A 25,061-nucleotide genomic window follows, 5' to 3' on the forward strand; every position below is an offset into this window, starting at 1 on the left:
CAAAGCCTTCCCCGGCTGTGAAGCGCTTTGAGCCCTGAGTCTTGAGCCTCGAGCCGCTTCCATGGTCGGCCTTCTGAGCCTTGAGCCCTGAGCCTTGAGCCGTTCTATGGTCCGCCTTCTGAGCCTTGAGCCCTGAGTCCTGAGCCCTCGGTGATCTGATAGAGCGCAATCGCCAACGCCGTCGCGACGTTGATCGAGTCGGCGCCTGTGGCCATGCGAATGCACGCCAGGTGCGTGCAGGCTGCGAGCGCCTCCGCGCTCAGGCCGCTGCCTTCGTTGCCCACCACGACCGCCGCCGGCCGCTGCGGGTCGAGGCCTGCGATCACGTCCGCGAGAGGCGCGGGCGCACGGCCTCCCGCAACACCGCGCGGCGTCATGCCGATGCTGCTGACTCCGTCTCGAGCCAGCGACGCGAGGATCCGGTCGATTGGCGCGGCCGCCCACGGCACGTCGAGGACCGCGCCCTGCGACGTGCGAACAGCCTTCCGGTACAGCGGGTCCGCACATCGGTCGTCGATCAGCACGCCCACCGCCCCGAACGCCCGCGCGTTGCGAAAGCAGCTGCCGATGTTGTCGACGTCGACGAGGTGTTCGAGGACGACGAGCAGGGCGCGGGAGTCGGGAGTCGGGAGTCGGGAGTCGCCGACCGCAACGGCAGAGCCTTCGATCACGTCAGCACCAGCCACCGCTCCATCAACGGACGTCGCCGTCGCGCCAGGGGCAGACGACGAGGCGCCATCTCCGGACGCCGCCGTCACGCCATCACCGGACGTAGCCGTCGCGCTTGCGCGACGGTCAGGGCACGTCAGCGGAGGAACCGAGACGCCCATCGACAGCACATCGTCGACGGTGAGCGTTTCCGGACGACGCACCAGCGCAAGCACGCCACGATGGAAGTTGAAGCCGGTGACGGCCTCCATCTCGCGGGGCGAGCGGATCTCGAGGCGGTCGCCCAGCCTGGCCTCCAGCGCGAGCGCCTGCGCCGCCGCGGGGGTCGCGAGCACCGACACGATGGCGTCGCCCCGCCCGGACGCCAGCAGTCCCTCGATGACCAGCCGTCCCTCGGCGAGGAACAGGCCCCGAACCCGAAGGGCGATCGGGTCGGCGAGGGCCACAGTCCAGTCCACGCCACTGTAAGGCATCAGCGCTTGCGGGCCACCAGGCGCGCGGTCGGGACGGTTCGCGACGGCGCCCAGTCGTTCTGCTCCATGCCGGCGTCCAGATCCTCGGCGCGCAGGATGTGGAAGTCCTTCCAGATCGCAGCCAGCTCCGCCACGCTCCGGCGCGTGAGCACCGACGACTGGAACACGACGATGCCGCCAGGCTTGAGGGCGCGCGCGAAGGCGACGGGCCAGCGCGGGTCGTCGGCCTGCATGAAGCAGTACGCGCAGAGAATCATGTCCCACTGCGCGGTGCCGAAGTCGAAGGTGTCGTGGTTGCCCTCGAGCGTGGTGACCTTGACGCCGGCCTTCGCGGCCGCCGCCTGCGTCGCGGTGAGCGCGTCCTTCGCGATGTCATATCCTGTGATGTCCCAGCCCTGACCGGCAAGCCAGATGGCGTTGCGCCCACGTCCGATGCCCGGCTCGATGGCCCGTCCCGGCTTCAGGTGACGCACGGCTTCCTGCAGCAACTGCAGCGGCGCATCCGGTCCGCCGCCCGACTTGAACGAGGCGTTCCAGTACACCGCCTCGCGGGCCGACGACGCGCGGCGGAGCACGTTGATCCGCTCGAATCGACGCGCCGCCTCCTCCTTCGATATGCCTTCGGTTGCCAGTTGCGCGGCGTACCTGTCGGCCACCGGCACCCGCTCGCCCGGCGGCAGCGCGGGCAGCGTCGCCACCCACGTTTCGTAGTGCGCCCACAGCTTTGCATCGTCAGTCGCCGGGGCTGCGGGCTGCCCCAGCACGAGCGCGACGAGTCCCAAGACGGTGATCAGGTGTGACATGGCCGGCATCGTACGCGAGTTGGCCCGGATACGCATGTGCTAGCATCCGCGCACGCATTTTCAGATGAGGACCGGGCACCGGATTTCCGGGCACCGGGCACCGGACACCTCATGGAGATTCGCATGACACCATTCGAGAACATCAAGGCGGCGTATGCCGCGTTTGGCCGCAACGATCCCTCCGTGCTGTTCGGCGCGATGGACCCCGCCATCGAGTGGCGCGAGGCGCCGGGCAATCCGCTCGCCGATCGCAACCCCTACGTCGGGCCGCAAGCCATCGGCGAGGGCGTGTTCGGCAGGCTGCTCGCAGCGATCGACGGGTTCACTGCGGTGCCGCACACCTGGATCGACGGCGGCGACCACGTGGTGGTGCTCGGCGACTACGGCGGCACGATGAAGGCCACCGGCGCCACGATCGCCGCGCCGTTCTGTCACGTGTACCGGTTCGCCGACGGGAAGATCGTCGCGTTCCAGCAATACACCGACACGGAGCAGTGGGCCCGCCTGATGCCGCTGTAGCCGCTTGCTGGAGTTGGGCAGAGTGCCTGCGCCGCACGCATGAGTACGCTGCACGTCATTCATCGACCGTCGGCCAAGGCCGACGGCTACAGCCCCCTGGACTTGAAGCGTAGGCGTCGGGCTTGCCCGACGCTGAGGGGGCCAACATCCCAGCGTGGATGCGGACGCCTGAAGAGTCGTGAAGCAGTGGCAGCCTAGCGCCGACGCGCCAGGGCGCGGGCGGGGTTGGTCACCATCAGCCGCGTGACCGCCTCCTCGCCGAGCGCCTCGCGCACCGCCGGCACGAAGCGGCGGAACACCGTGTCGAACGGGCGAAAGTTGCCGCCGCGCTCCTCGCCGACGTGATACCAACCCGCGTCGTGCGACACCAGCACGCGCCCGAGGTGACCCGCCTCGGCCATCATCTTCACGAGCTGCACGTGACGGTCCACGGTGTCGGGACCGACGCCGTCGAACTCCACCCACGCGCCGCGCTCCGCCGCGCGCTTGAGCTGCGCATCGTCTGCCGCTTGCGCGTGCACCCAGATGAACGCGTCGAGCGGCACGCCGGCCTGCTCGAGCACGTCGAGTTCCTGGTGGGCCGGCCCGGCGCCCGTGTGCGAGGCGATCGGCAGGCCCGTTTCCTTGTGCGCGATACCGGCGGCCTCCACGAGCTTGCGATCCACATCGGAGAGCTCCACGCCGTCGACGCCGATCTTCATGAAGCCTGGCAGGATGTCGGTGCCGTCGATGCCGCGCCGGGCCTCGTTGATCCAGCGCTGCGCGAGCTCGCGCGCCGACTCCTTGAAGGCGTGCGCCGGCAGGTGCTTGTCGCCCGCCGCGCCGTAGTACCCCGTGTTGCTCACGATGAGCAGCCCCGACGCTTCCGACAGCCGCTGGAGCAGGGCGACGTTCCTGCCGAGGAACGCCGGCGTCGCGTCCACGAGGGTGCGGCAGCCGAGTTCCTTCACCTCACGCAGGTGCGGTAGCGCCACCTCGAACACCTCGTCGGCGTTGTAGCGGCTGCGGCTGACCCTGTCGGCCCCGATGAAATCCACCAGCACGTGCTCGTGCATGAGCACCATGCCGAGGTCGCGCACCGGCACGTCGCCGGTGACGGTGGCGACCATTCCGTCCTGCGCGGACAGCACGGACGGCGCCGCGGCCAGCGCCGAGAGGGAGGCGAGGAAGGAGCGACGGTCGAGCATGGGGTGATCATGACGGCTCAAGGCTCAGGGCTCAAGACTCAGAGAGCTCACTGCGGCACAGCGGCCGGAGGGGTGCAGGCCCTTCATCAGCATGGTTTCTGAGCCCTGAGCCGTGAGCCTTGAGCCCTCTCACGGGCACTTAGAATGTCCGGATGCAGGCGTTCAGCATCGGGTCATCGGCCGGCGACCTCCTGGCGACGCAGTACGACCCGGAAGGGCCGGCGCGCCATACGCTGATCCTCGCCCACGGCGCCGGGGCCGGGCAGGCGCACCCCTGGATGCGGGCGCGGGCCGCCGACCTCGCCGCACGCGGCGTCCGCGTCGTGACGTTCGACTTCCCTTACGTCACCGCCCGCCGGAAGGTGCCCGACCGAGCGCCCGTCCTGATCGCGGCGTGGCGGGCCGTCGTCGACGACGTCGCGCGCCGCTGGCCCGACGTCCCCCTGGCGATCGGCGGCAAGTCGATGGGCGGGCGCATGGCGACGATGCTCGTGGCGGAGCCGGACGCTCCGGCTGCGGTTCGGGGCTGTGTCGCGCTGGGGTACCCCCTCCACCCGCCCGGCAAGCCTGAGCAGCTCCGAGTCGCCCACCTCGGCGCGATCCGGGTGGCCCTGCTGGTGGTGCAGGGCGGGCGCGACCCGTTCGGCGGCCCCGACGACATCCGCCGCGAGTTCGCTGCCGCGGGAGCCCACCCCACGGTCGTCGACATGCCCTTCGGCGGGCACGGCTTCGAGGTGCGGGCGCGCGACGCCAGGCAGGCCGACGAGTACGCCCGCGTCGCCGACGCGGTGTCGCAGTGGCTTGATACACTGCAGCCCGCCGCCATCGGCTGAACGAGGTCCCGTCCTGATGTCCATCCGCCTGCTCTCCACTGCCCTGCTGGGGCTGCTCGCCACCGCTGTCCCCTCGCTGGCGCAACCGCTGCGCGTCCCGCTTGCCGACGCGTCGGCCACGTCGCTCGATCGCTACGTCGCCACGCCCGACCCGGCCTACAAGTGGGCGGTCGTCGGCACGCGCCAGGAAGGCACGCTGGTGGTGACCACGATCGAGATGACGTCGCAGACGTGGCGCAAGCCCGGCGAGGTCGACCGCACCGAGTGGAAGCACTACCTCACGGTCATCCGGCCGGAGACGGTCGAGAGCGACACGTCCCTGCTGTTCATCGCCGGCGGCGGCAACGACCGCCCGGCGACGCCGAAGACCGACGCGATGCTGGCCGCGATCGCCGCGCGCACGAAGACGATCGTCACCGAGCTGCGGATGATCCCGAACCAGCCGCTGACGTTCTTCAACGACGGCGTGGCCCGCAAGGAGGACGACCTCATCGCCTACGGCTGGCGCAAGTTCCTCGATGGCGGCGACGACCAGTGGCTGGCGCGGTTCCCGATGACCAAGGCCGCGGTGCGCGCGATGGACACGGTGCAGGCCTTCGCGCAGTCGCCCGAGGGCGGGCGCCGCGCCATCACGAAGTTCGTCGTCTCCGGCGGCTCCAAGCGCGGCTGGACGACGTGGACGACCGCCGCGGTGGACAGCCGCGTGGTGGCGATCATGCCGGCCGTGATCGACGTGCTCAACATGCGGCCGTCGATGATCCATCACTACCGCGCCTACGGGTTCTGGGCGCCGGCGGTCGGCGACTACGTGACGCACGGGATCATGGACCGCATGAACGACCCGCGCTTCGACAAGCTGCTCGCGCTCGTCGAGCCGTACTCGTACCGCAACCGCCTGACGATCCCGAAGTACATCATCAACGCCAGCGGCGACCAGTTCTTCCTGCCCGACTCGTGGCAGTTCTACTTCGACGACCTGAAGGGCGAGAAGTACCTGCGCTACACGCCCAATGCCGACCACTCGCTGAAAGGCTCCAACGCACCGACGGACCTGCTCGGGTTCTACGCGTCGATCGTGAGGAACACGCCACGCCCGAAGTTCACGTGGAAGGCCGGCAAGGACGGCGTCCTCGAGATCGCGCCGGAGACCAGGCCGACGAAGGTGACGTTCTGGCAGGCCACCAACCCGAACGCCCGCGACTTCAGGGTCGAGACGCTCGGCGCCGTGTGGAAGGGCACGCCTGTCGAGCCCGACGCGTCCGGCGTGTACCGCGCGAAGGTCGAGGCTCCGGGCAAGGGCTTCACGGCCGGCTTCCTCGAGGTCGTGTTCGACGTCGGCGGCCCGGCCCCGCTCACCTTCTCGACCGGCGTCCGCGTGATGCCCGACGTGCTGCCGTTCGCCGCGCCCCGCCCCGGCCAGCCGGCGGTGCCGTCGCAGCCCTGACGCCGAGATGACCCCGACGACCAGCCGCCCACGGGCACTGCTGCGCGCGGCCATCGCCGTGCTCGGCATCACGCTGGCCGTTCTCGCCGCGCTCAACCTGTTCATCGTCGGTCGTGCCGCGACCGACGAGAACCTGTTCATCGACCCGCTGTCGCGGGTGTACGTGGTCGAGCGGGTCGCCGGCACGCCCGGCACGCCTCGCGCCATCGACGGCCCGCCGGCGCCGCTGGTGCCTCGCCAGGTGTCGGCCGCCTCGTCGGTCGAGCCCGGCGACGTGCTGATGGAGTTCGACGGCCAGCGGATCTTCAACGGCGCCACCGGCGCGAGGGAGGCGCTCGCGACGCGCGACCGCGTCGAGGTCACGGTCCTGCGGGCGCGCCTGAAACAGGTCGTCTCGGTGGTCGTGCCCGCCGCCGAGCTGCGCGAGGCAATCCGCTCCATCGAGAACACGGTGCTGGTGATGCAGGTGACCCCCGGCGGCGCGTCCGACCTGGCGGGCATGCTGCCGGGCGACGTGATCACGCGCATCAACGGCGAGGGCTTCGCCGGGTCCGCCGATGCCGACCGGATCATGCGCACGTCGCAGGTCGGGCGCGCCAGCGCCTACGACGTGCTGCGCGGCGGCGAGACGCTGACCCTCGAGGTGCGGCTCAAGGCGTTCGGCGTCGGCACCGGTGCGCTGCTGCTGTTCGTCGTCGGCTTCCTCTACATCGTCAGCGGGACGCTGTTCGCCACCTTGCGCACGCACATCAAGGCGGCCTTGTACCTCGGGCTCGGCTGGATCGGGACGGGATTTGCCATCGCGGTCATCCTCAACCACCCGCGCCGGACGATGCCGACCTGGTACCTGTTCAGCTCGGACGTGGCGCTCGCGCTGTCGGCGACGCTGGGGATCGTCCTGTGGCTGCACGCCCTGAAGTACTTCCCGCGCGAGCGGCCTGGATTGGTGGCACGCAAGCGGACGCTCAGGGGCGCCTACGTGCTGGCGGTGCTGCTGGCGATCGCGACGCTCGCATTCACGTGGAAGGCCTCGGTCAACATCGACGGCCTGTTCGTGCCGAGCGCCGTCATCGTGCTGATCTATGCCGGCCTCGCGGCCGCCGGCACCCGGAAGTCCTACAGTCCGGAGGACCGGCAGATTGCGGGTCCGGTGTCGGTGGCGACATCGATCGCCGTGATCTTCGCGATCGTCACCGTCGTGGTCGGCGTGATCGGCTCGCGTCGTGGTCCCACGACTCCGGCCACCGTGTCGCTGATCCAGAGCTTCGGCGCACTGCTGCTGCTCGGCGTGCTCGCGGTGTACCTGCTCGTCATCGGCCGCTACCGCCTCCTCGAGCTCGACCTGCGCCTCAGGCGCAACGTGCAGTACCTCGTCATCAGCTCGGCGTGGACGACGACGGTCGTGGCCGCGGGGCTGTGGCTCTGGTGGCGGATGATGCACGTCGAACTCGTGCTGCCGAACGTGCGGCTGACGCAGGATGCGCTCGAGGTGATGCCGACGCCCATGGAGGCGGTGCGCAACGACGTGTTCGAGAAGGGCGTGCTCATCGCGGGCGCGGTGGTGTTTGCGTACGCCTTCCGCGCGCTGCTCAAGCGCGGTCACCGCTTCCTCGCCGAGCAGTACTACCAGGGCGGATACGACTACCAGCGCGCGGGGCGCGAGGTCACCGAGGTGATGGGCCCGCGCATGGACCTCGACGGGCTCGCGGAGGGCCTGCTGACCGTGATGAGCCGGCTGATGCCGGTCAAGCGGGCCGGCGTCGTGTTCGTGCAGGGCGAGCGCCTGGTGAGCTCGAAGCGTTCAATCGGGTTCGAGGGCGGCGATTGGGACATCTTCTGCAGCGGGTGCGTGGAAGAGGCGGTCTCGGTGCTCCGCAGCGCGCGCGAAGGCGAGCTCGACACCGAGTACGCGCCGCCGCGGCTCCGACTGGCGCTGCGCCGGGCGCAGGTGCACTACCTCTACCCCATCGGCGGGCACGACGAACTGCGTGGGGTGATTTTCGTGGGCGAGAAGCTGTCGGAGGCCGCGTACACGGCCGACGACTTCGCGTTCCTCGGCGCCGTCGCCGGGCGGGCCGCGCTGCTCGTCGAGAACGCGTTCCTGTACGAGAACCTGGCCGCCCAGGAGCGCGTGCGCCAGGAACTCGCCATCGCGCGGCGCATCCAGCTCGAGTCGCTGCCGCAGCGGCCGCCCAACGTGCCGGGCCTCGACGTGGCGGGCGTGTCGGTGCCCGCGCAGGAGGTCGGCGGCGACTACTTCGACTACCTCGAGGGCGTCGAGGGGCGTCTTGGCGTGATGATCGGCGACGTGAGCGGCAAGGGCACGTCGGCGGCGCTCTACATGTCGAAGCTGCAGGGGATCGTGCGCAGCCTGCACGGCTTCGGGCTGCCGCCGCGCCAGTTGCTGGTGCGCACCAACGACCTGCTCGGGCGCGACATGGAGAAGCGCGCCTTCGTGACCGTGCTGGGCGCGTTCTTCGACACGCGGACGCGGGAGGCGACGGTCGTGCGCGCCGGCCACCTGCCCCTGTACCACTGGCAGGCGGCGACCGGCACGGTGACGCGTGTGCTGCCGCGCGGCCTCGGCCTCGGCCTGGTCGCGGGCGAGTTGTTCGGGGTGGAACTCGAGGAGCGCAAGGTGTCGTACGCGCCGGGCGACGTGTTCCTGCTGGTGAGCGACGGCATCACCGAGGCCTACGATGCCGAGCGCGACGAGTTCGGCGAGGAACGCCTCGAGGCGCTCTTCACGCGCCTCGCGCGATCGAACACGCCCGTCGCCGGGATCGTGAGCGCGGTGAACGCCGCAGCCGGCGAACACGCTGCCGGCGCTGCTCAGCACGACGACCAGACGGTCATCGCGATCCGGGTCAACTAGGCTCGGTTGGGGTCACCGATCTGCGGGGGCGCGGACGCCTTGGAGAGGCCTCCTTACCAAAGCGGAGATCGATTCGCCTCGCTCCTCCAGGCGTGTGACCCGAGCTGTCTCCTCCCAGCCGATCCGATCCGCAAGGTGCAACCGCATCCCACCAATCGCGGTGTGACGCTGCCGGTCCCGTACGCTCACCAGGACTTGACGACGTTAGACCGGCCCCGGCAGACCAAGTCAACGGTGGACCTGGCGATGAACGTCGGCAGCAACGACGGCAATACGCTCCGCGTCCGACACACGTGATGCACCAAGCCCGGCACGGGGCCGGGCCTGGAATGCTGCGCGTGTCGTGCGACTATGCCTGGCGTCGCCGGACCAGGCCGACGCCGAGCGAGCCAAGGGCCATGAGGGCGAGCGTGGCTGGTTCAGGGACGGTCGGTGGGGGTGGCGTCGTGACGAGCCTGAAAGTCAACGACCCGCTCGGACATGGAATGCCGAAGAGTCCGCACAGGGGAGCACTTCGTCTCTCGCTATAGGCGCCAGTCTCCCAATTGATGAACAGCAAGTCCGAGGACAGGAGTATCCCGGTGGCGAACTCGAGGGTGTTGTTGCGCCCGACGAGCTGAAATCCCATGGGGTTGGTCGGCAGGACGAGGCTACTGTCCCATGGCCTGCCCTCATCCCACCAGGTGCCAGCTGGCACCCGGATCGACCATTTCGTCAGCTTGGTGCCGTCGCTCGTGAACGTCCCCGTCAGTCCGTTGGTGAACACGTAATCGCCAGGCGTCGTGATGGGTGCCGCCGCTGCCTGTCCGGTCCCCAGTCCCAATGCCGCCACGACAGCGACGGCTCGTAACACCTTCCGCATGCAATCTCCCTGCGCGCCGTCCAGGTTGCGTGGGCCATGGTCGCGACCGGCGCGTGTCAGGACGACACGGGCTGTCTCATGCCCCGGCGAGCGACTCGTCCGTTGCAAGAACGGCGCCCCCGACGGCATGCGGAGTTACATTCGATAGTGACGATGTCGGCCTTCCAGGGACGGACGCAGTTCATGCCTAAGCAGACAAATGGCGCCACCCTGCCGTACTGCTCCGAAGGAGCCGCAAGGCCTTCGACGTCGCATCGTCGATCAACCCATTCACATGGCTGACGGTTCGCTGAGCGACGACGGCCCCGAGCGGCGCCCGCCCTCGCGCGGGTCGCGGGGGGATGCTGGCCGCCTTGGCCGCGAACTTCTCGGCAAACGCGTCGGCCACGGCATCGACGACGATGAGCCGCTCGGTCGACATGCAGATCTGGCCCTGGTTCATGAAGGCGCCGAAGGCTGCCTGACGGCCTCGTCGGTCTAGGGGATGTTCCCGATGATGAGCGGCCCGATCGTGTTCGCCACGGGCACCGGCAGCTTCTTCCACATCTCGATGGCCATCGCGAACTTGCCGCTGCCGGGGCTCTGGTCGGGCGGGCTGTCGCGCGCGATGAGCGCGTACTCCCAGTGCAGGGGCACCGGCTCGGCCTTCCATTGCTTCTTGAACAGGAACGTGCCCTCGCCCGGCGTCGACCGCCCGAAGTCGAACACCGTGCCGCCGCGCGCGATCACCTCCTTCAGCATGTGCCAGTACAGCAGCATGTTGGGGTTCATGTTGCGCGCCTCGCGCAGGGCCGACGCCCAGGGCACCTCGACGCGATCGGCGTGGACGATCGTCATCGACCCGGCGACCGGCTGGCCCTTGTGCCGCACCACGTGCAGGGCCCCCTTCGGTCCGCACGCCGCCAGCACCGCCGCGAAGAAGCGCTTCGGGTACACCGGCGTGCCGAGGTCGCGCATGTTCACGCTGAACACGGCATAGAAGGCATCGAGGAGCTCGGCGCCGCCGCTCTCGCTGGTCAGCTCGCTCTTCTCGGCCTTCCGGATCATGTTGCGGACCTTGTTGTCGAGCGCGGTCCACTGCGCCTCGGCCGACTCCTTCAGCGGCAGCAGCATGGTGACCTTGTGCTGCCGGACGGGCGCCTCGGGGAGTTGGCGCGCGACGTGGCGGAGCTCGACGTGCGCGGCGCCCCGGTCACGCGCCAGGCGCGTCGCCTCGGCAAGCAGGGGCGCGGCCGCCTCCGGTGTCGTGGCGAGGACGCCGCCGTAGTTGACGAACGGCAGCGAGCAGAAGAACTTCCCGAACAGCCGGCTCCGGAAGCCGACCACCGGCAGCACGCCGACGATGGCACCGGCCCGACGGGCGGCCAGGTAGAGCGGCTCGTGGCCGAAGACGGGGCCGAACACCTCGCGCCAGTTCCAGTCGTGATAGGCGGTGGCCTGCGGATGGGAGGCGACGAAGGCGTCCCAGTCGCCGCGCGTGGTTTCGAGGGAGACCGTGAGGGTGTCGGACATTGGCGGGCTGCGACCGTCCGGCAGGCGCCGGCCGACCGAACGTCCTAGGCTAGCAGACGGTCAGGGCGGGCTGTTAACCAACCGGCCGGCCCGGCGTTGACCAGCATAGAAGCCGGATCCGGGTGGGCCGCACGGCGCGGCCGGCACCGCCGAGACCGGCAAGGTGATCATCATGGGCGATCTCGCGCCGGTCCTCGGTATCCTCTCGGTCTTCGGTTCCCTGAGCTTCCTCACGTGGGTCATCGTCGATGGCCTGCGCCGCAAGCAGCAGCTGCGGGTGATGGAGTCCTTCCACAACAAGCTCCTCGACCGGATCAGCAACGGCAAGGAACTGGCCGAGTTCATGGACAGCCCGGGCGGGGTCAAGTTCATCGATTCCATCAGCACGGAGCGGACGCACCCCGCCCAGCGCGTGCTGCGGGCGGTGCAGATCGGCATCGTGCTGTGCGCCGCCGGCATGGGCTGCCGGGTCATCAGCTGGCAGTCGTCGCTGGTGGAGCGCGATGCGACCGAAGGCTTTGCGATCCTCGGCATCCTCCTGCTGAGCGTGGGCATCGGCTATCTGGTGTCGGCCGGCGCCACCTTCGGACTCGGCCGCACGCTGGGCGTCTACGGACCTGCCGACGCGCCGTCGCGCTGACGCCTGCCGCCTTCTTCGATGAGCGTCCGCCATGCGCCTGGTCACCGCCACGCCGTTGCCCGCGAGCCTCGCCGTGCCTGAACCGGGCACGGCGCTCGCCCTCGACGAGGCGGAGTTCCAGGCCTTCTACGACGCCACGGCGAGCCGGCTGCGTGCGTACCTGCGGCGCAGCCTGCCAGCCGAAGCCGTCGACGACGCGGTGCAGGAGGCGTACCTGCGACTGCTGCGCACGCCGCACGCGGCGCTGCCGCAGGATGAACGTCGCGCGTACCTCTACCGCATCGCGGCGAACCTGGCGACCGACGCGTACCGCGCCCGGCGCAAGGAGTCCGTGGCCGACGGGGTGGCCCCCGACGACCTGCCGGCGCGCGCCGCGGCCGCGGGGACGAGGCTCGACGTCACCCGCGCCCTCGACCGGTTGCGGGTGCAGGAGCGTACGATGCTCTGGCTCGCCTACGTGGAACAGGCCAGCCACCGCGAGATCGCCTCGGCGCTCGAAGTGAAGGAAGGCAGCGTGCGGGTCCTGCTCTCCCGCGCACGACACAAGCTCGCCGCCGCGCTCGGCGTGAGTCGGTGAGGAGGACGTGATGCACGACGATCCCTGCCCGCGCGAACCCGAAGTGCTGCGTGCCGTGGAGGAGGGCCGGTGGCCGGCCGACCTGCGGGCGCATGCCGAGGCGTGTCAGGCGTGCCGCGAGGTCGAGACGGTGACGGCAGCATTGCGGGAGGTCGTCGACGCCGAAGCCGCCCTGCCCATGCCGGCGGCCGGCGACGTGTGGTGGCGCGCCGCGTGGCAGGCCCGGCGCGAGGCGCGGGCCCGGGCCCTCCGTCCGCTCGACACGCTGGAACGGTCCGAGCCGCTGGTCGCCATGGTCGCGCTCGTCATCCTGCTCGTGGCGCGAGGCGACCTGGTGCTTCACGCTGCCGCCCGCTGGCTGTCACTCGACGGCGGCGGGCAGGCCCTCGCGGCGGTCCTCCCCGCCGCGGTGCTCCCGTTCCTGCTGATCGGCCTGGGCCTGGGCGGCGTGGTGATCCTCGTCGGCCTCGGCGCGGTCGTGGCGAACGACTGACGACAGAGGAAAGAGTAAAAGAGCAGAAGCGTAGAAGGCAGGGCGGGAAGGCGGAAGGACGAAGCGGGGCAAGTCTTCAAGGCTTCCCCCTTTCACCTTCGACCTTCCCGCCATGCCTTCTGCTCTTCTTACCTTCTACGCTTCTTTCTTCCCACGCAGGGTACGATCGACCCGATGTCCCGCTACGTCCCGCACGTCCTGCTGGCCTCGGTCGTCCTGTCGCTCTGCTCGCTGACGCTGCTGGCGCAGCCGGCCACCGCGCCCGCGCCGCCGGCCCCGAGCGCGAAGGACACGCACCAGAAAGCGGAGCACCTCATCCCGATGCGCGACGGCGTGCGGCTGCACACCGCCGTGTATACGCCTAAGACGTGCCCGCCCGGTGGCGCGCCGATCCTGCTGCAGCGTACGCCGTACAGCGCGAGCCCCTATGGTCCCGACACGTACCCGCCCGTCGTCGGTCCGACGCGCGAGTACGCCGCCGAGCCATGGATCGTCGCCTACCAGGACGTGCGCGGTCGCTATCTCTCGGAGGGCGAGTGGGAGGAGGTGCGGCCGTACGTCCCGAACAAGACCGGCAAGCAGGTCGACGAGTCCTCCGACACCTGGGACACGATCGACTGGCTGGTCAAGCAGGTGCCCTGCAACAACGGCAAGGTCGGGATGTGGGGCATCTCGTACCCGGGGTTCTACGCGCTGGCCGCGCTCATCGACGCGCATCCGGCGCTGAAGGCCGTGTCGCCGCAGGCACCCGTCACCGACTACTACCTCGGCGACGACTCGTTCCACAACGGCGCCTTCATGCTGGCGCACAACTTCTCGTTCTACGTCGATTTCCCGCCACGCGGCCCACAGCCGCGTCGTCCGGCCCGCGACGCCCCCTTCGACTACGGCACGCGCGACGGCTACCGCTTCTACCTGCAGGCCGGCTCGCTGATGGAGATGAGCCGGAAGTACGGACTCGACAGGAACCCGTACTGGATGCAGAACCACGAGCACACGACGTACGACGCGTTCTGGAAGGCGCGATCCATCTGGCGGCATTTCCGCAACGTGACGCCGGAGGTGCTGGTGGTGGGCGGTTGGTACGACGCCGAGGACCTGAGCGGCGCGCTGCGGACGTTCCGTGCGCTGCGCGAGCAGAGCCCGCAGACGCGGTCGTCGCTGGTGATGGGCCCGTGGACGCACGGCGGATGGGCGCGCAGCGACGGCACCCGCACCGGGCAGATGGAGTTCGGACAGCCGACCGGCGTGCACTATCGCAAGGAGATCGAGCACCGGTTCTTCACGCGGGCGTTGCGCGACGGCGGCGCGCCGGCCGTGCCGGGCGTGTCGGTCTTCGAGACCGGCGCCAACCGCTGGCGCACGTCGGACTCGTGGCCGCCCGCCACCACACGCCAGGCCTACTACCTGGGCGAGGGCAGGACCCTCGTGACCACGGTCCCGTCGTCAGCGGAAGGCGCCGACGAGTACGTCAGCGACCCGGCCAACCCCGTGCCGCTCGTGGGCGAGCCGGCCATCGGCATGCCGCGCGACTACATGGCGTCGGACCAGGCGTTCGCCGCCGGGCGTCCGGACGTGCTCGTCTACCGGAGCGCGGTGCTCACCGAAGACGTGACGGTCCTCGGCCCGATCGGCGTCGACCTGCGGGTGTCGACGACCGGCACGGATTCGGACTTCGTGGTGAAGGTGCTCGACGAGCCCGGGGAGGGACAGCCCGGCGCCGGCAAGCAGATCCTGGTGCGCGGCGAGCCGTTCCGCGGCAAGTTCCGGAAGTCGTTCGAGGCGCCCGAGCCCTTCGTGCCCGGGCAGCCCGATCGCATCCGCTTCGACCTGCCCGACGTGGCCCACACCTTCCTGAAGGGCCATCGCATCGTCGTGCACGTGCAGAGCTCGTGGTTCCCGCTCGTGGATCGCAATCCCCAGACCTTCACCGACATCCCGAACGCGAAGCCCGAGCAGTTCGTGAAGGCCACGCAGCGCGTCTACCGCGGCTCACACGTGATCCTGCCCGTGAGCCGGTAATTCGAAATTGGAAATTCGAAATTCAGGGCGGCTCGGCCTCGCGTCGACCTGAAGGTCGACGCCTACGACGTGAGGGACGTAGGTGCCGACCTTCAGGTCGGCACGCGCCCGCGAGCATTTCCAACTTCGAATTACCCGCTCACACGCGACAGCTCGTCGTAGAGATACGCCGCCGCCAGCACGCCGTTGTGGAAGTTGCCGAGGTCGAGCCACTCGTTCGGCGCGTGGGCGTTCTCGCCGGGCAGGCCGATGCCGAAGAGCACGCTCGGCAGGCCCAGCACCTCCTGGAAGGTCGAGACGACAGGGATGGAGCCGCCCTCGCGCACGAACACCGGCGTGCGCCCGAAGCCCTTCTCGATGGCGCGGCCCGCCGCCTGCACCCACGCGTTGTCGAAGCCGGTCGTCCACGGCTTGCCGCCGTGCATGTGCGTCACCGTCACCTCGACGGTCTTCGGCGCGAGCTTCTTCACGTAGTCCTCGAACAGCTTGCCGATCGTCGCCGGATCCTGGTTCGGCACCAGGCGCATGCTCACCTTGGCCATCGCCTTGGCCGGAATCACCGTCTTGGCGCCCTCGCCCGTGAAGCCGGCGAGCAGGCCGTTGACCTCGAAGGTCGGGCGCGCCCACTTGCGCTCGAGCGTCGAGTAGCCGCTCTCGCCGAACGGCTTGGGCAAGCCGATCTCCTTGGCCCAGCGCTTCTCGTTGAACGGCAGGCGCGAGAACTCCTTCTTCTCCGCCTCGGTCACGTCGACCACCGCGTCGTAGAAGCCCGGAATCCTGACCTTCCCGCTCTTGTCCTTCATCTGCGAGAGCAGCTGCGTGAGCACGATGGCCGGGTTGGCCACCGCGCCACCGTACGACCCCGAGTGCAGGTCGGTGCTGCTGCCGCGGACGTCGATCTGGAAGTACGCCAGGCCGCGCAGGCCGTAGCAGATCGACGGCACGTCACGGTCGAACATCGGCGAGTCGGAGATGACGACGACGTCGGCCTTCAGGAGGTCCTTGTTGGCGGCGATGAAGGTGTCGAGGTTGGCGCTGCCGACCTCTTCCTCGCCCTCGAGCATCACCTTGACGTTGATGGGGAGTGTTCCCGACTGCGAGAGGGTGGCTTCGATGGCCTTCAGGTGCATGAAGATCTGCCCCTTGTCGTCGGCCGAGCCGCGCGCGTAGATGGCGCCCTCGCGCACCGTCGCCTCGAACGGCGGCGACTCCCACAGGTCGATCGGGTCCACCGGCTGGACGTCGTAGTGCCCGTAGAACAGCATCGTCGGCGCCCCCGGGGCGCCGAGCCACTCGGCGTAGACGATCGGGTGGCCGGGCGTCTCGTGCAGCGTGGCGTTCTTCAGGCCGATGCGTTGCAGTTCCGCGACGCACCACTCGGCGCAGCGTCGGACGTCGGGCGCGTGCTCGGGCAGCGCGCTGATGCTCGGGATCGCCAGGAACCCTTTGAGCTGCTGGATGTAGTCGTCGCGGTGCGTGTTGATGTGATCGAGGATCTTGTTCATGGGTGTCTCGGGGATCGCGGATCGCGGATCGCGGATCGGGCTCGCGACAGAGGTAGGGCCGGGTGTCCCACCCGGCCGTTCGTGGCAGCGGCGCGGCCGGAGACCGCGCCCTACCCGAGTGATGCGCCGTGGTCTACGTTTCTACCGGCAACTCCAGCCTGTCGCCCCATTCCTTCCAGGAGCCCACGTAGTTGCGCACGCGGGGATAGCCGAGCAGGCGCAGGGCGAGATAGCCGTGCGCCGCGCGGTAGCCGCCCTGGCAGTAGGTGAGCACTTCCTTGTCGGGCGTGACGCCGAGCGGCTCGTACATCGCGCGCAGCTCGTCGCTGCTCTTGAAGCTGCCGTCGGGCCGCAGGTTCGTCGTCCACTCGACGTGCACGGCGCCAGGGATGCGTCCGCCCCGTGCCGCGCGCACGAGCGTCCCGTCGTACTCGCCATCGGACCGGGTGTCGAGGATGGCCACGTCGGTCGCCTTCAGCCGATCCCACACGTGACGGTACGAGGCGATGCGCTCCTCCACGGGAGTGCCGGTCCACGAGGTGGCCACCGGTGCCACCGGCTCGGTGCTCACCGGGTGCCCACCCGCCTGCCACGCACCGAAACCACCGTCGAGCTGCTGCGTGCGCGGGTGCCCGAAGAACTCGAGCGCCCAGAACGCGCGCGCCGCGCGCATCCCGGACTTCTCGTCGTAGACGATCACGCGCCGGCCCGCCTCCACGCCCCGTGACGCGAGCAGGTGCTCGAGGATCCACAGGAACGCGCGCAGCGGTGCCGGATCGGTGTCGACAAGGCTGATGCCGAACAGGTCGAGGTGGACGGCGCCGGGCAGGTGCCCGGCCGCCCACGCCTCCGCCGGCCTGAGGTCGAGGAGCAGGGGCGTCTCGCCTGCCGCCAGTTGCGCCGACAACTCGCCGGGCGTGATCAGGAGCTGGGGGTTGGCATACCCCTTGGGGTTGTCCGCCATGGCAGCCATTGTACGAGTCGCCCCGGTCGCGCCGGCAATCGGCTTGGAGCCCGGCCCGTCGCGGCGTAGGATGCCTCTGGCGGCCCTTTCCGCCAGGTGCCCATGACCGAACGACTCCGGACGCAGGACGACGTGCCTGTGGGCCGGTTGCGAGGCTTCCGACCGCGCGTACGGTCGATCGACTCGCACGCCGATCCCTCGTCGCCGCTCAACCTCGACAAGTTGATCCACGAGCGGCTCCGCCTGGCCATCGTGAGTTCGCTGGCCGTGCAGGACAAGCTGTCGTTCAACGACCTCAAGTCGCTGCTGCGCACGACCGACGGCAACCTGAGCGTCCATGCGCGCAAGCTGGAGGACGCGGGGTACATCAGCTGCACCAAGACGTTCGAGGGACGCCTGCCGCGCAGCGAGTACTCGCTGACCCGTGCCGGGCGTGTCGCCCTCGAGCGCTACCTGGGGCACATGGAAGCGCTGATCACCGCCACCCGCACCGGCAGCCCGAAGCCCGAGGAGCCGAAGCTGCCGTAGGGGCATGAGGCGGCCTTCGTCATTCGGCCTTCGGCCTTCGTGGTGCCAGCCTGCCAGCCGACCTGAAGGTCGGCTGCTACGCCCCCCTCCCCCCGTAGGCGTCGACCTTCAGGTCGACGCTCGGTCGGCATTCCCGGCATCGCGGCATCGCAGCATTACCAGGGAACAGAGCCTCAGGCGACCGTGTTCGTGAGCGTGCCGATCCCGTCGATGGTGATCGCCACCTCGTCGCCGCTCGCCAGCGTGAAGTCGTCGGGAGGCACGATGCCCGTCCCGGTGAACAGGTAGCAGCCGACCGGGAACGTCGTCTCGCGATAGAGCCAGCCGGCCAGTTCGTCGAAGCCACGCTTGATCTGGCCGGTGGTCGTCTGCCCCTCGAACGCCACTGACCCGCCGCGGGTGATCGCCAGCCGGATGCCCGTCGTCGGGGGCAGGGCGGCCTCGGTGAACAGCACGCCGGGGCCGATGGCGCAGGCGCCGTCGTAGACCTTCGCCTGCGGCAGGTACAGCGGGTTCTCGCCCTCGATGTCGCGCGCGCTGACGTCGTTGCCCACCGTGTAGCCGACCACCGCACCAGCGGCGTTGATGACCAGCACCAACTCGGGCTCCGGCACCGACCAGGCCGAGTCGCGGCGCACGCGCACGGTGCCACCCGGACCGACCACGCGCGGCGCCGTCGCCTTGAAGAACATCTCCGGCCGCGGCGCCTCGTAGACGCGATCGTAGAACGTCGCGCCGCCGCTCTCGCGCGACTCGTCCATGCGAGCGTCGCGGCTCCGGAAGTACGTCACGCCGGCCGCCCACACCTCCTGCGACCCGATCGGCGCCAGCAGCACCTGGGGTGTCGCGCCGTCGGTCTCCGGAGCCTTCGCGGCATGGGCGCGCAGCCGCGCCACCGGCGATCGATCCTGCAGGAGCTCGTCGAAGGAGAGGTCGGTAAGGCGCAGCGCGCGCCCGTCGGTGACGAGGACGAGACCGTGGTCGGTACGGTACAGCAGCATTCAGGCGCTCCGGAGGTGCCAGTGGTCGCCCGCCTCGGTGACGCGGCCGTCCTCCACGAGCTTGTGAAGGTGGGCCAGCACGTTCTGCCGCGCCGCGGGCTTGAGGGCGTCGGCGGTGGCAGCATACAGGCGTTCCACGATGGCGTCAGCGGTGTCGATGCCGGCGGCCAGGCACTCGAGCACCTGCTGTTCCCGCGTGAGGCGGTGCGACAGGTAGCCCCGCAGCAGCGACGCCGGCTGCAGGATGGGCTCGCCGTGCGCCGGCAGGATGACGCGCGGCTGCAGTTCCAGCACCGCCCGGAGCGTCTTCAGGTATGCGCGGAGGCTGCCGCCGTACTCGGCCAGGATCGTCACCGTGCTGCCGTTGATCGCCAGGTCTCCGCCCACGAGCACGCCGTCGTGGATGTCGAACACGCAGGAGTGGTCGGGCGCATGTCCCGGCGTGTGCAGGACCCACAGGGGGCCGTCGCCGGCCGGGATCATCGGCTCCTTCTCGATGACCTGCCACTCGATGCCATCGCCCTCCGGCAGCGGCGCGCGCTTGCGGAACACCGCCTCCGGCCAGCGGGCGTGGACCGCCACGGCGCCGTCGATGTGATCGGGATGGGCGTGCGTGACGATCACCTGCGCCAGCGGCCCGTCGCCGGCCGCCTCGAGCGCCTCTGCGAGCTGATCGAGGAACGCGGGATCGCCGGTCGGCGCGTCCACCAGCGTCGGCACGGCGCCGTGCAGCAGGTAGGCATGCACGGTGCCGCCCGAGTAGGGCGAGGAGTGCGAGGCGGTGAGGCGGGTGTAGCGCATGAGGGCTGGGGGCTCAGGGCTCAGGGCTCAGGGCTCAGGGCTCAGAAAGCATACCGATCGATCTGCGTGCACTCTAAGCCTGGAGTCTCGAGCCTGCTGCCGTTCGGCAATCCTAGAAGTAGTACTTCACTCTCAGCGACAGGAAGTCGCGTTCGGTATAGCGACCGAGGAAGTCGTCGCCCTCGCCGCCGAACCAGGCCGCCGACCCCTCGATCCACAGGTTGTCCCTGACGTTCCAGGCCCCGAGGCCGCGGACGAACGCCGTGCCTTCACTGGGGTCCACGACGGCGAAGCCCCGCACCAGCCGGGTGTCGCGCGCGAACTTGCGCTCCGCGCCGCCCACCAGTTGCAGCCCGCCCGTCGAGGGCACCAGCGACGCGGTCGGTCCCACCGCCCACGTCCGACGCACGATGGCGTTGCCGAACGTCCGCCACGGGCCGACCGTCCAGTCGAGTCCGGCGCCGACCTGCAGGCTCCTGCCGGCGACGACCGGACTGCCCGGCTCGGCCTGCACGGCCGTGTCCACGAGGAACGCGCCCTCGGCGCGCCACGTCACCGCGCCGCGAGCGGCCTCGACGTCGCCGCCCACCATCGTCAGCCGCGACCACGACTCGCGCAGCGCCACGGTGGTGAGCGCCGGCGCGGCTCCGGCGCCAGCGGCGGGCATCACGGGCGGCACCACCGTGAGGGAGACCAGCGGGAATGTCTGCCAGCCGCGATACACGCTCGCGCCGACGTCGACACCGCCGAACGGTCGGGTGACGCGAGCGCCGCCGCTGCCGTGCTCGATCGTCCGCGCAGGCCGCTCGGACACGAGCGGCACCGCCAGGCCCGTCGTCGGCCCACCCGGCACGTTGGCGATACACACCTCGTCCTGGCACTGGTCGGCCAGCAGGTTGAACGGCGAGGACGGCTCGTCGAGCAGGTCGTACCGGCCGCGCCGGAAGAAGGGCGCGTACACGGCGTCCACCGTCGTGTCGCCGGGCAGGAACACGCGACCGCGAAGTGCCAGCACGGGCAACCGGGCCTCGCTGCGTCCCTCCATCAGGAAGCGGCTGACGTCGATCGGGTTGACGAGATCGGTCGGCTGGATCTCGTCGAGCGTGCCCCACACGATGCGCTGGAAGCCGGCGGTCAGGTCGAAGCGCTCGCGCCGGTGGCGCACGTAGATCTCGCCCGGCTGGTAGACGAGATCCGCCTCGCCCTCGCTGCGGCGACTGGCGCCGAGCACGTCGATCCAGCTGCCGGCCTTCACCACCCAGCGCTCGTCGAACTCGACATCCACCTCCTGGTCGAGCCGCACGCGCAGCTCCGTGGCGTCGGCGGCGGGCACCGCGTCGACCATCGACGCGATGCTGCCCCGCGACGTGATGGTCGGCTGGGCGATGGCCGCGCCGGCCGCGACCAGGGTCGCCGCCAGCCCACCGAGCATCGAGCGCAGGCCCTTCATGGTCACGCTGCCGGTAACGCCGGTGGTCGCAGGCGGTCGGCAGAGAACAGGCTCGGGACGAGCTTGATGATCGCGGGCAGCAGGAACACCTCTGCCAGGAACGCCACCGCCATCGTCAGTGCAAGCAGTCCCCCGAACCAGCCCGACGGCCGGTAGTCCGAGAGCAGCAACACGGAGTACGCCAGGGTGTTGATGATCGCGGTGGTGAGCGAGGCGCGCCCTTCCTCCTCGGTGGCAATGGCGAGCGCCTCGTCCGTGCCTCTCCCGTCGTGCACCTCGCGCCGGTACCGGCTGATGAAGTGGATCGTGTCGTCGTCGACGACGCCGAGGGCGATGCTGGCGACCATCACCGTGGCGACGTTCATCGAGATGTCGAGCCAGCCCATCGCGCCGAGCACGACGATCACCGGGATCACGTTTGGGATGATCGCGAGCACCCCGAACTTGAACGACCGGAACACGAGGAAGATGACGCCGAACACCGAGATGAACGCGGTGGCGAAGCTCGAGACCTGCGAGGTCACGAGATAGTGATCGAGCGTGGCGAAGAGCCGCCCGGCGCCGGTCACCGTCGGGGTGATCCCGGTGCCGGCGAACAGCTCGCGGGCGATGGCCTCGGCCTTCTCGACCTCCTCGAAGGCCTCGTCGGAGCTCATCGAGGCGAGCTTCACCATCACCTGCGTGCGCGAGTAGTCGGTGGAGACGAGGCTCTCGAGCTCGCGGCGGCCTTCCTCGGACATGCCGAACACGAACAGCTCCTGCGACACCAGGTCGGCGTCGACCGGCAGGCGCTGTCCCATGGCGGCGAGGTCCGGCGCGAGCTGCTCGTGGACGCGCGCCACGTAGTCGGCCAGCGAGACCACCTTCTTCACGTGCCCGAGGCCCTCGAGCCGCTGCCGTAGTGTGTCGATCCGGCGCAGCATGTCGGGCGCCCGCAGCGACTCCGCCGGCCCTTCGAGCAGCACCTGGAAGCTGTAGATGCCCGACAGCTCGCGGTCCATGAGGTCGGCCGAATCGTGGATGGGATGCCCGGGCTTGAAGAACGCCACGTGGTTGGTGTCCACCCGCAGCCGTGCCAGGCCGGCCCCCATCACGATCACGATTGCCAACGCTGCGATCACGACCCGCCGTGGATGCGTGCCGGCGAGGCGGCCGATGGCCCGCATCGGGCCCATCAGCCAGCGCGATTGCGGCGGCTCGGGATCGACGGGCGCCCACCCGAGCAGCGTCGGCATCAGCACGACCGAGATCGCGAAGTCGACCATCACGCCGAGCGCGGCGCCGATGCCGAACGTCCTCACGGCATCGACGTGGCTCGTGGCCAGCGACAGCAGGCCCAGCGCCGTCGTCGCGCTCGCGGCGAACAGCGGCGTGACCAGGTGGCGGACCGTGTGCTTCCAGGCCACCTCGTGCGTCGCCCCCTCGCGCCGGCACTGCGTGTAGTGCTGGATGATGTGCACGTCGTCGGCGATGGCCAGCACCAGCACGAGCGCCGGCAGCATGCTCGTGAGGATGTTGAAGCCGAAGCCGGCCCACATGTAGAGGCCGAGCGTCCAGAGCGTGCTGACGAGCACCGCGCCGAGCGTCAGGAACGTGAGCCGCCAGGAGCGGAACATCACGAAGATGGCGGCGATCGTGATCAGCAGGATCGGCGGCGTGAAGACGGCCTGGTTGCGCAGCGTGACGCGGTTGTAGGTCTCGCTGATCTCGAGGCTGCCGTTGTAGTGGGCCGTCGCCCCCGCCGGCAGGTGCGCAGCGACCCGGGCGCGGATCTCGTCGAGCACCTGGGTGCGCACCGCGTCGATGCGCGCCTCGTCGAAGCTGACGACGATCGACAGCACGCGACCGCTGGTGGACACCAGGTCGCCGGCGACCAGGCGGTCGCGCAGCGCCTCGCGGCGCACCGCCTGCGGATCGATCGGGCCGGCCCTGGGGAGCATCGGCTCGACCTCGAGGTCGCCTTCCCCCGACGCGTCGGTCCGCACCACGTTCGCGGTGGCCAGGCTCTGCACCCGCCGCACCGCCTGCACGCGCTCGATGTCGGCGGTGATGGCGCGCAGCGCTTCCAGCATGGCCGGGGTGAACGCGTCGCCGCCCGAGTCGAGCGCGACGATGAGCGTGCGCGATCCGGGGAACTCCTGCTTGAGCCGCTCGTAGTCGGCGTAGACCGGGTCGTCCTTGCGGAACCAGGCGCTGACGTCGTTGTCGAGGGTCCGGATGTCGGCCAGCGGCGCCAGCAGCAGCGCGCCGAGGAGCGCCAGGCCGGAGAGCCAGCGCCGCCACTGCCACAGGCCCGCCGTGACGCGATCGGCCAGGCCCGACCACCGATCACGCGGCGGGTTCATCTCGCGGGCTGCTCGAGCGCGCGTCGGGAGAACGCGTCTGCCGACAGGCCGGAGTTGTACCGGACCTCGGTCACGGTCAGCTCGGTGCGCGTGCGGTCGATCTCGTGCGTCATCACCGAGTCCATCACGGTCCAGATGCCCGACTGCTGCTCGAGGCGCCTGACCACGTACTGCTTGGCGCGCGTGCCGCGACGGTCGAAGACGTCGGCCTGGACGACGACGAAGTTGTCGGCGCGGACGAGTGATGTCGCGACCGGATAGGCGAGGCTGGAGTCCTTCGCGGTGGACTTCAGCCGGTATGCCGGCCAGGCCTTGCCGTCGGGGGCGGTCCACGTCGCCCTGGCGTCGACGAGCTCGTACGTGTAGTCCTCGAGGGCGCGGCCGCCAATCTCCTCGTAGCTCAGGTCGCTGCCGGCGAAGCTCTCCTGGCGCTCGGAACCGGCGATGCGGCGAACGCGCCCGAGTGCCGGCAGGTACAGGTAGCGGTCGTCGTCCTTGCCGGGCCGCTCGTGGACGAGGAGGCCGGTGCCCTTGATGTCGTTCGGGTAAGAGAAGCGCAGCAGGACGCGGTCGCCGATGCCGTCGGCGGCGCCGGGCGTGCCGCGCAGGGCGCGCATCTCCAGGATGCGCTCGCGCTGGCGTCCCTGGCGGTCGAACAGGCGCATCCGCATCTGGATGACGGCGTCGCGTCCGGTGTCGCGCGCGTCGACCTGGCGTGCGACCCAGTCGCCCGTCGGGGGTTCTGCCTTGCCTGTCTGGAAACTCTCGGCGCTGAGGGGAAGGAAGCTGAGGGCGCCGGGTACTAAGAGGAGGATTAGTACGAGGAAGAACGTGACCAGGCGGGCCTGATACTGCGAAGGCTCACCGACCCTGTTGAAAGAGGTCGCTTCCAACGGGGCTTGAAGGTAGTGGAACGGATACCCGTCGACCCTCAGCTTGAGACGCATTATGTGAAATCTTTCACAAAGCCGTCAAGCGAAAAATTCGTCATGACACGTAATGCCAAAAGGTAGGGCGCGGTCTCCGACCGCGCCGTCAGCCAGCCAACGGCGGGGTGAGACACCCCGCCCTACCTGAGCGCTTCACGCGGGCTGGAACAGCGCGAACACGGCGCCGGCCGGATCCTTCACGACCGCGAACGTCCCCGCGCCCATGTCGGTGGGCGGCCGCAGCACTTGGCCGCCGTTGGCGACGGCCTCGTCCACCGAGAACTGCACGTCCATGACCGTGATGTACACGAGCCACTGCGCGGGCATGCCCTCGTTGGCGCCCCGGGCGTGGCAGATGCCGGTCACGGCCTTGCCCTCGAGGTCGGTCATCGCGAAGTCGGCGTACCCCTCCATGTCGACCTCCTGGTACTCCCAGCCGACGACGGCGCGGTAGAAGTCGCGCACCTTCTCGGCGTCGGGCACGGTGAGGTCGATCCAGCCAATCTGTCCGGGTTGTTTGGCGTCAGACATTGGAAGTCTCAGGGCTTACGGCTCAGGGCTCAGACAGATGCTCAGGGCGTACGGCGTTCGGCTCACGGCTCAGGACCCAGGGCCCAGGGCCCAAGGCC

22 protein-coding genes and 1 pseudogene are annotated in these 25,061 nt (G+C 69.7%); 9 read left to right on the top strand and 14 right to left on the bottom strand.

The genetic code is table 11. The features are described from left to right. Positions 1-104: 104 nt before the first annotated feature. Both TBR22_RS24795 and TBR22_RS24800 read right to left on the bottom strand, forming a co-directional pair. Positions 105-1,127 carry an RNA methyltransferase gene (locus tag TBR22_RS24795; protein WP_239490525.1) on the bottom strand — a complete coding sequence of 341 codons (1,023 nt, stop codon included), beginning with the start codon at positions 1,125-1,127 and terminating at the stop codon, positions 105-107. 14 nt (positions 1,128-1,141) lie between these two features. Next, positions 1,142-1,945 carry a bifunctional 2-polyprenyl-6-hydroxyphenol methylase/3-demethylubiquinol 3-O-methyltransferase UbiG gene (locus TBR22_RS24800; protein ID WP_239490526.1) on the bottom strand — a complete coding sequence of 268 codons (804 nt, stop codon included), beginning with the start codon at positions 1,943-1,945 and terminating at the stop codon, positions 1,142-1,144. Positions 1,946-2,068: 123 nt separating this feature from the next. Here TBR22_RS24800 and TBR22_RS24805 point away from each other — a divergent pair, with 123 nt between their 5' ends. Continuing rightward, positions 2,069-2,464, top strand: coding sequence for a nuclear transport factor 2 family protein (locus TBR22_RS24805; protein ID WP_239490527.1), 396 nt, complete (start codon positions 2,069-2,071; stop codon positions 2,462-2,464). A 194-nt stretch (positions 2,465-2,658) separates the two neighbouring features. On the opposite strand, the gene TBR22_RS24810 is transcribed toward TBR22_RS24805, so the two are convergent. After that, the gene (locus TBR22_RS24810; protein WP_239490528.1) at positions 2,659-3,651 is read right to left on the bottom strand and encodes a phosphotriesterase; all 993 of its coding nucleotides are present in this window, start codon (positions 3,649-3,651) and stop codon (positions 2,659-2,661) included. Between the two features lie 152 nt (positions 3,652-3,803). Between TBR22_RS24810 and TBR22_RS24815 the strand changes: the two genes are divergently transcribed. The 3 genes from TBR22_RS24815 to TBR22_RS24825 are packed head-to-tail and all read left to right on the top strand — an operon-like array spanning position 3,804 to position 8,803. Further along, entirely contained in the window at positions 3,804-4,484 is a 681-nt protein-coding gene (locus tag TBR22_RS24815; RefSeq protein WP_239490529.1) for an alpha/beta fold hydrolase, read from the top strand. Positions 4,485-4,500: 16 nt separating this feature from the next. Further along, the gene (locus tag TBR22_RS24820) at positions 4,501-5,928 is read left to right on the top strand and encodes a PhoPQ-activated pathogenicity-related family protein (RefSeq protein ID WP_239490530.1); all 1,428 of its coding nucleotides are present in this window, start codon (positions 4,501-4,503) and stop codon (positions 5,926-5,928) included. Positions 5,929-5,935: 7 nt separating this feature from the next. Beyond that, positions 5,936-8,803 (top strand): SpoIIE family protein phosphatase, encoded by a 2,868-nt coding sequence (locus tag TBR22_RS24825; protein ID WP_239490531.1) that lies wholly within the window; start codon positions 5,936-5,938, stop codon positions 8,801-8,803. A 349-nt stretch (positions 8,804-9,152) separates the two neighbouring features. Here the strand turns inward: TBR22_RS24825 and TBR22_RS24830 are convergent, their stop codons facing one another. From TBR22_RS24830 to TBR22_RS24840, 3 genes and pseudogenes are all read right to left on the bottom strand, one after another. Further along, a complete protein-coding gene (locus TBR22_RS24830) occupies positions 9,153-9,665 on the bottom strand; it encodes a PEP-CTERM sorting domain-containing protein (protein WP_239490532.1) in 513 nt (170 codons plus the stop codon). 244 nt (positions 9,666-9,909) lie between these two features. Further along, positions 9,910-10,128, bottom strand: a pseudogene (locus TBR22_RS27005) (aldehyde dehydrogenase family protein); the annotation flags it as partial. A 14-nt stretch (positions 10,129-10,142) separates the two neighbouring features. Then, positions 10,143-11,177 carry a FemAB family XrtA/PEP-CTERM system-associated protein gene (locus TBR22_RS24840; protein ID WP_239490534.1) on the bottom strand — a complete coding sequence of 345 codons (1,035 nt, stop codon included), beginning with the start codon at positions 11,175-11,177 and terminating at the stop codon, positions 10,143-10,145. Positions 11,178-11,349: 172 nt separating this feature from the next. Between TBR22_RS24840 and TBR22_RS24845 the strand changes: the two genes are divergently transcribed. The 4 genes from TBR22_RS24845 to TBR22_RS24860 all read left to right on the top strand — a co-directional run bounded on the left by TBR22_RS24845 (position 11,350) and on the right by TBR22_RS24860 (position 14,909). After that, positions 11,350-11,817 carry a hypothetical protein gene (locus TBR22_RS24845; protein ID WP_239490535.1) on the top strand — a complete coding sequence of 156 codons (468 nt, stop codon included), beginning with the start codon at positions 11,350-11,352 and terminating at the stop codon, positions 11,815-11,817. Positions 11,818-11,848: 31 nt separating this feature from the next. Further along, positions 11,849-12,394 carry an RNA polymerase sigma factor gene (locus TBR22_RS24850; RefSeq protein ID WP_239490536.1) on the top strand — a complete coding sequence of 182 codons (546 nt, stop codon included), beginning with the start codon at positions 11,849-11,851 and terminating at the stop codon, positions 12,392-12,394. Positions 12,395-12,404: 10 nt separating this feature from the next. Further along, complete coding sequence (locus tag TBR22_RS24855; protein ID WP_239490537.1) at positions 12,405-12,887, top strand: hypothetical protein; 483 nt, start codon at positions 12,405-12,407, stop codon at positions 12,885-12,887. 174 nt (positions 12,888-13,061) lie between these two features. Further along, complete coding sequence (locus TBR22_RS24860) at positions 13,062-14,909, top strand: CocE/NonD family hydrolase (RefSeq protein WP_239490538.1); 1,848 nt, start codon at positions 13,062-13,064, stop codon at positions 14,907-14,909. A gap of 131 nt (positions 14,910-15,040) precedes the next feature. Here the strand turns inward: TBR22_RS24860 and TBR22_RS24865 are convergent, their stop codons facing one another. Together TBR22_RS24865 and TBR22_RS24870 are read right to left on the bottom strand one after the other, a co-directional pair. Next, entirely contained in the window at positions 15,041-16,414 is a 1,374-nt protein-coding gene (locus tag TBR22_RS24865; RefSeq protein WP_239490539.1) for a dipeptidase, read from the bottom strand. A 133-nt stretch (positions 16,415-16,547) separates the two neighbouring features. Then, positions 16,548-17,378 (bottom strand): sulfurtransferase, encoded by an 831-nt coding sequence (locus TBR22_RS24870; RefSeq protein WP_239490540.1) that lies wholly within the window; start codon positions 17,376-17,378, stop codon positions 16,548-16,550. A gap of 102 nt (positions 17,379-17,480) precedes the next feature. On the opposite strand from TBR22_RS24870, the gene TBR22_RS24875 reads away from it, so the two are divergent. Further along, positions 17,481-17,906, top strand: coding sequence for a transcriptional regulator (locus TBR22_RS24875; protein ID WP_239490541.1), 426 nt, complete (start codon positions 17,481-17,483; stop codon positions 17,904-17,906). Between the two features lie 173 nt (positions 17,907-18,079). Here TBR22_RS24875 and TBR22_RS24880 read toward each other — a convergent pair whose 3' ends face one another. The 6 genes from TBR22_RS24880 to TBR22_RS24905 all read right to left on the bottom strand — a co-directional run bounded on the left by TBR22_RS24880 (position 18,080) and on the right by TBR22_RS24905 (position 24,963). Then, positions 18,080-18,907 carry a fumarylacetoacetate hydrolase family protein gene (locus tag TBR22_RS24880; protein WP_239490542.1) on the bottom strand — a complete coding sequence of 276 codons (828 nt, stop codon included), beginning with the start codon at positions 18,905-18,907 and terminating at the stop codon, positions 18,080-18,082. Continuing rightward, entirely contained in the window at positions 18,908-19,708 is an 801-nt protein-coding gene (locus tag TBR22_RS24885; protein WP_239490543.1) for an MBL fold metallo-hydrolase, read from the bottom strand. Between the two features lie 112 nt (positions 19,709-19,820). Next, positions 19,821-21,158 (bottom strand): DUF1302 family protein, encoded by a 1,338-nt coding sequence (locus TBR22_RS24890; protein ID WP_239490544.1) that lies wholly within the window; start codon positions 21,156-21,158, stop codon positions 19,821-19,823. 2 nt (positions 21,159-21,160) lie between these two features. Beyond that, complete coding sequence (locus tag TBR22_RS24895) at positions 21,161-23,503, bottom strand: RND family transporter (protein WP_239490545.1); 2,343 nt, start codon at positions 23,501-23,503, stop codon at positions 21,161-21,163. Further along, on the bottom strand, positions 23,500-24,450 hold the full coding sequence (locus TBR22_RS24900; protein WP_239490546.1) for an outer membrane lipoprotein-sorting protein: 951 nt from the start codon (positions 24,448-24,450) through the stop codon (positions 23,500-23,502). The genes TBR22_RS24895 and TBR22_RS24900 overlap by 4 nt, the downstream gene beginning before the upstream one ends. Positions 24,451-24,585: 135 nt before the next feature. Continuing rightward, positions 24,586-24,963 (bottom strand): VOC family protein, encoded by a 378-nt coding sequence (locus tag TBR22_RS24905; RefSeq protein ID WP_239490547.1) that lies wholly within the window; start codon positions 24,961-24,963, stop codon positions 24,586-24,588. Positions 24,964-25,061 lie beyond the last annotated feature (98 nt).

The organism is Luteitalea sp. TBR-22 (assembly GCF_016865485.1).
In the GTDB taxonomy this organism is placed as follows: Bacteria; Acidobacteriota; Vicinamibacteria; order Vicinamibacterales; family Vicinamibacteraceae; genus Luteitalea.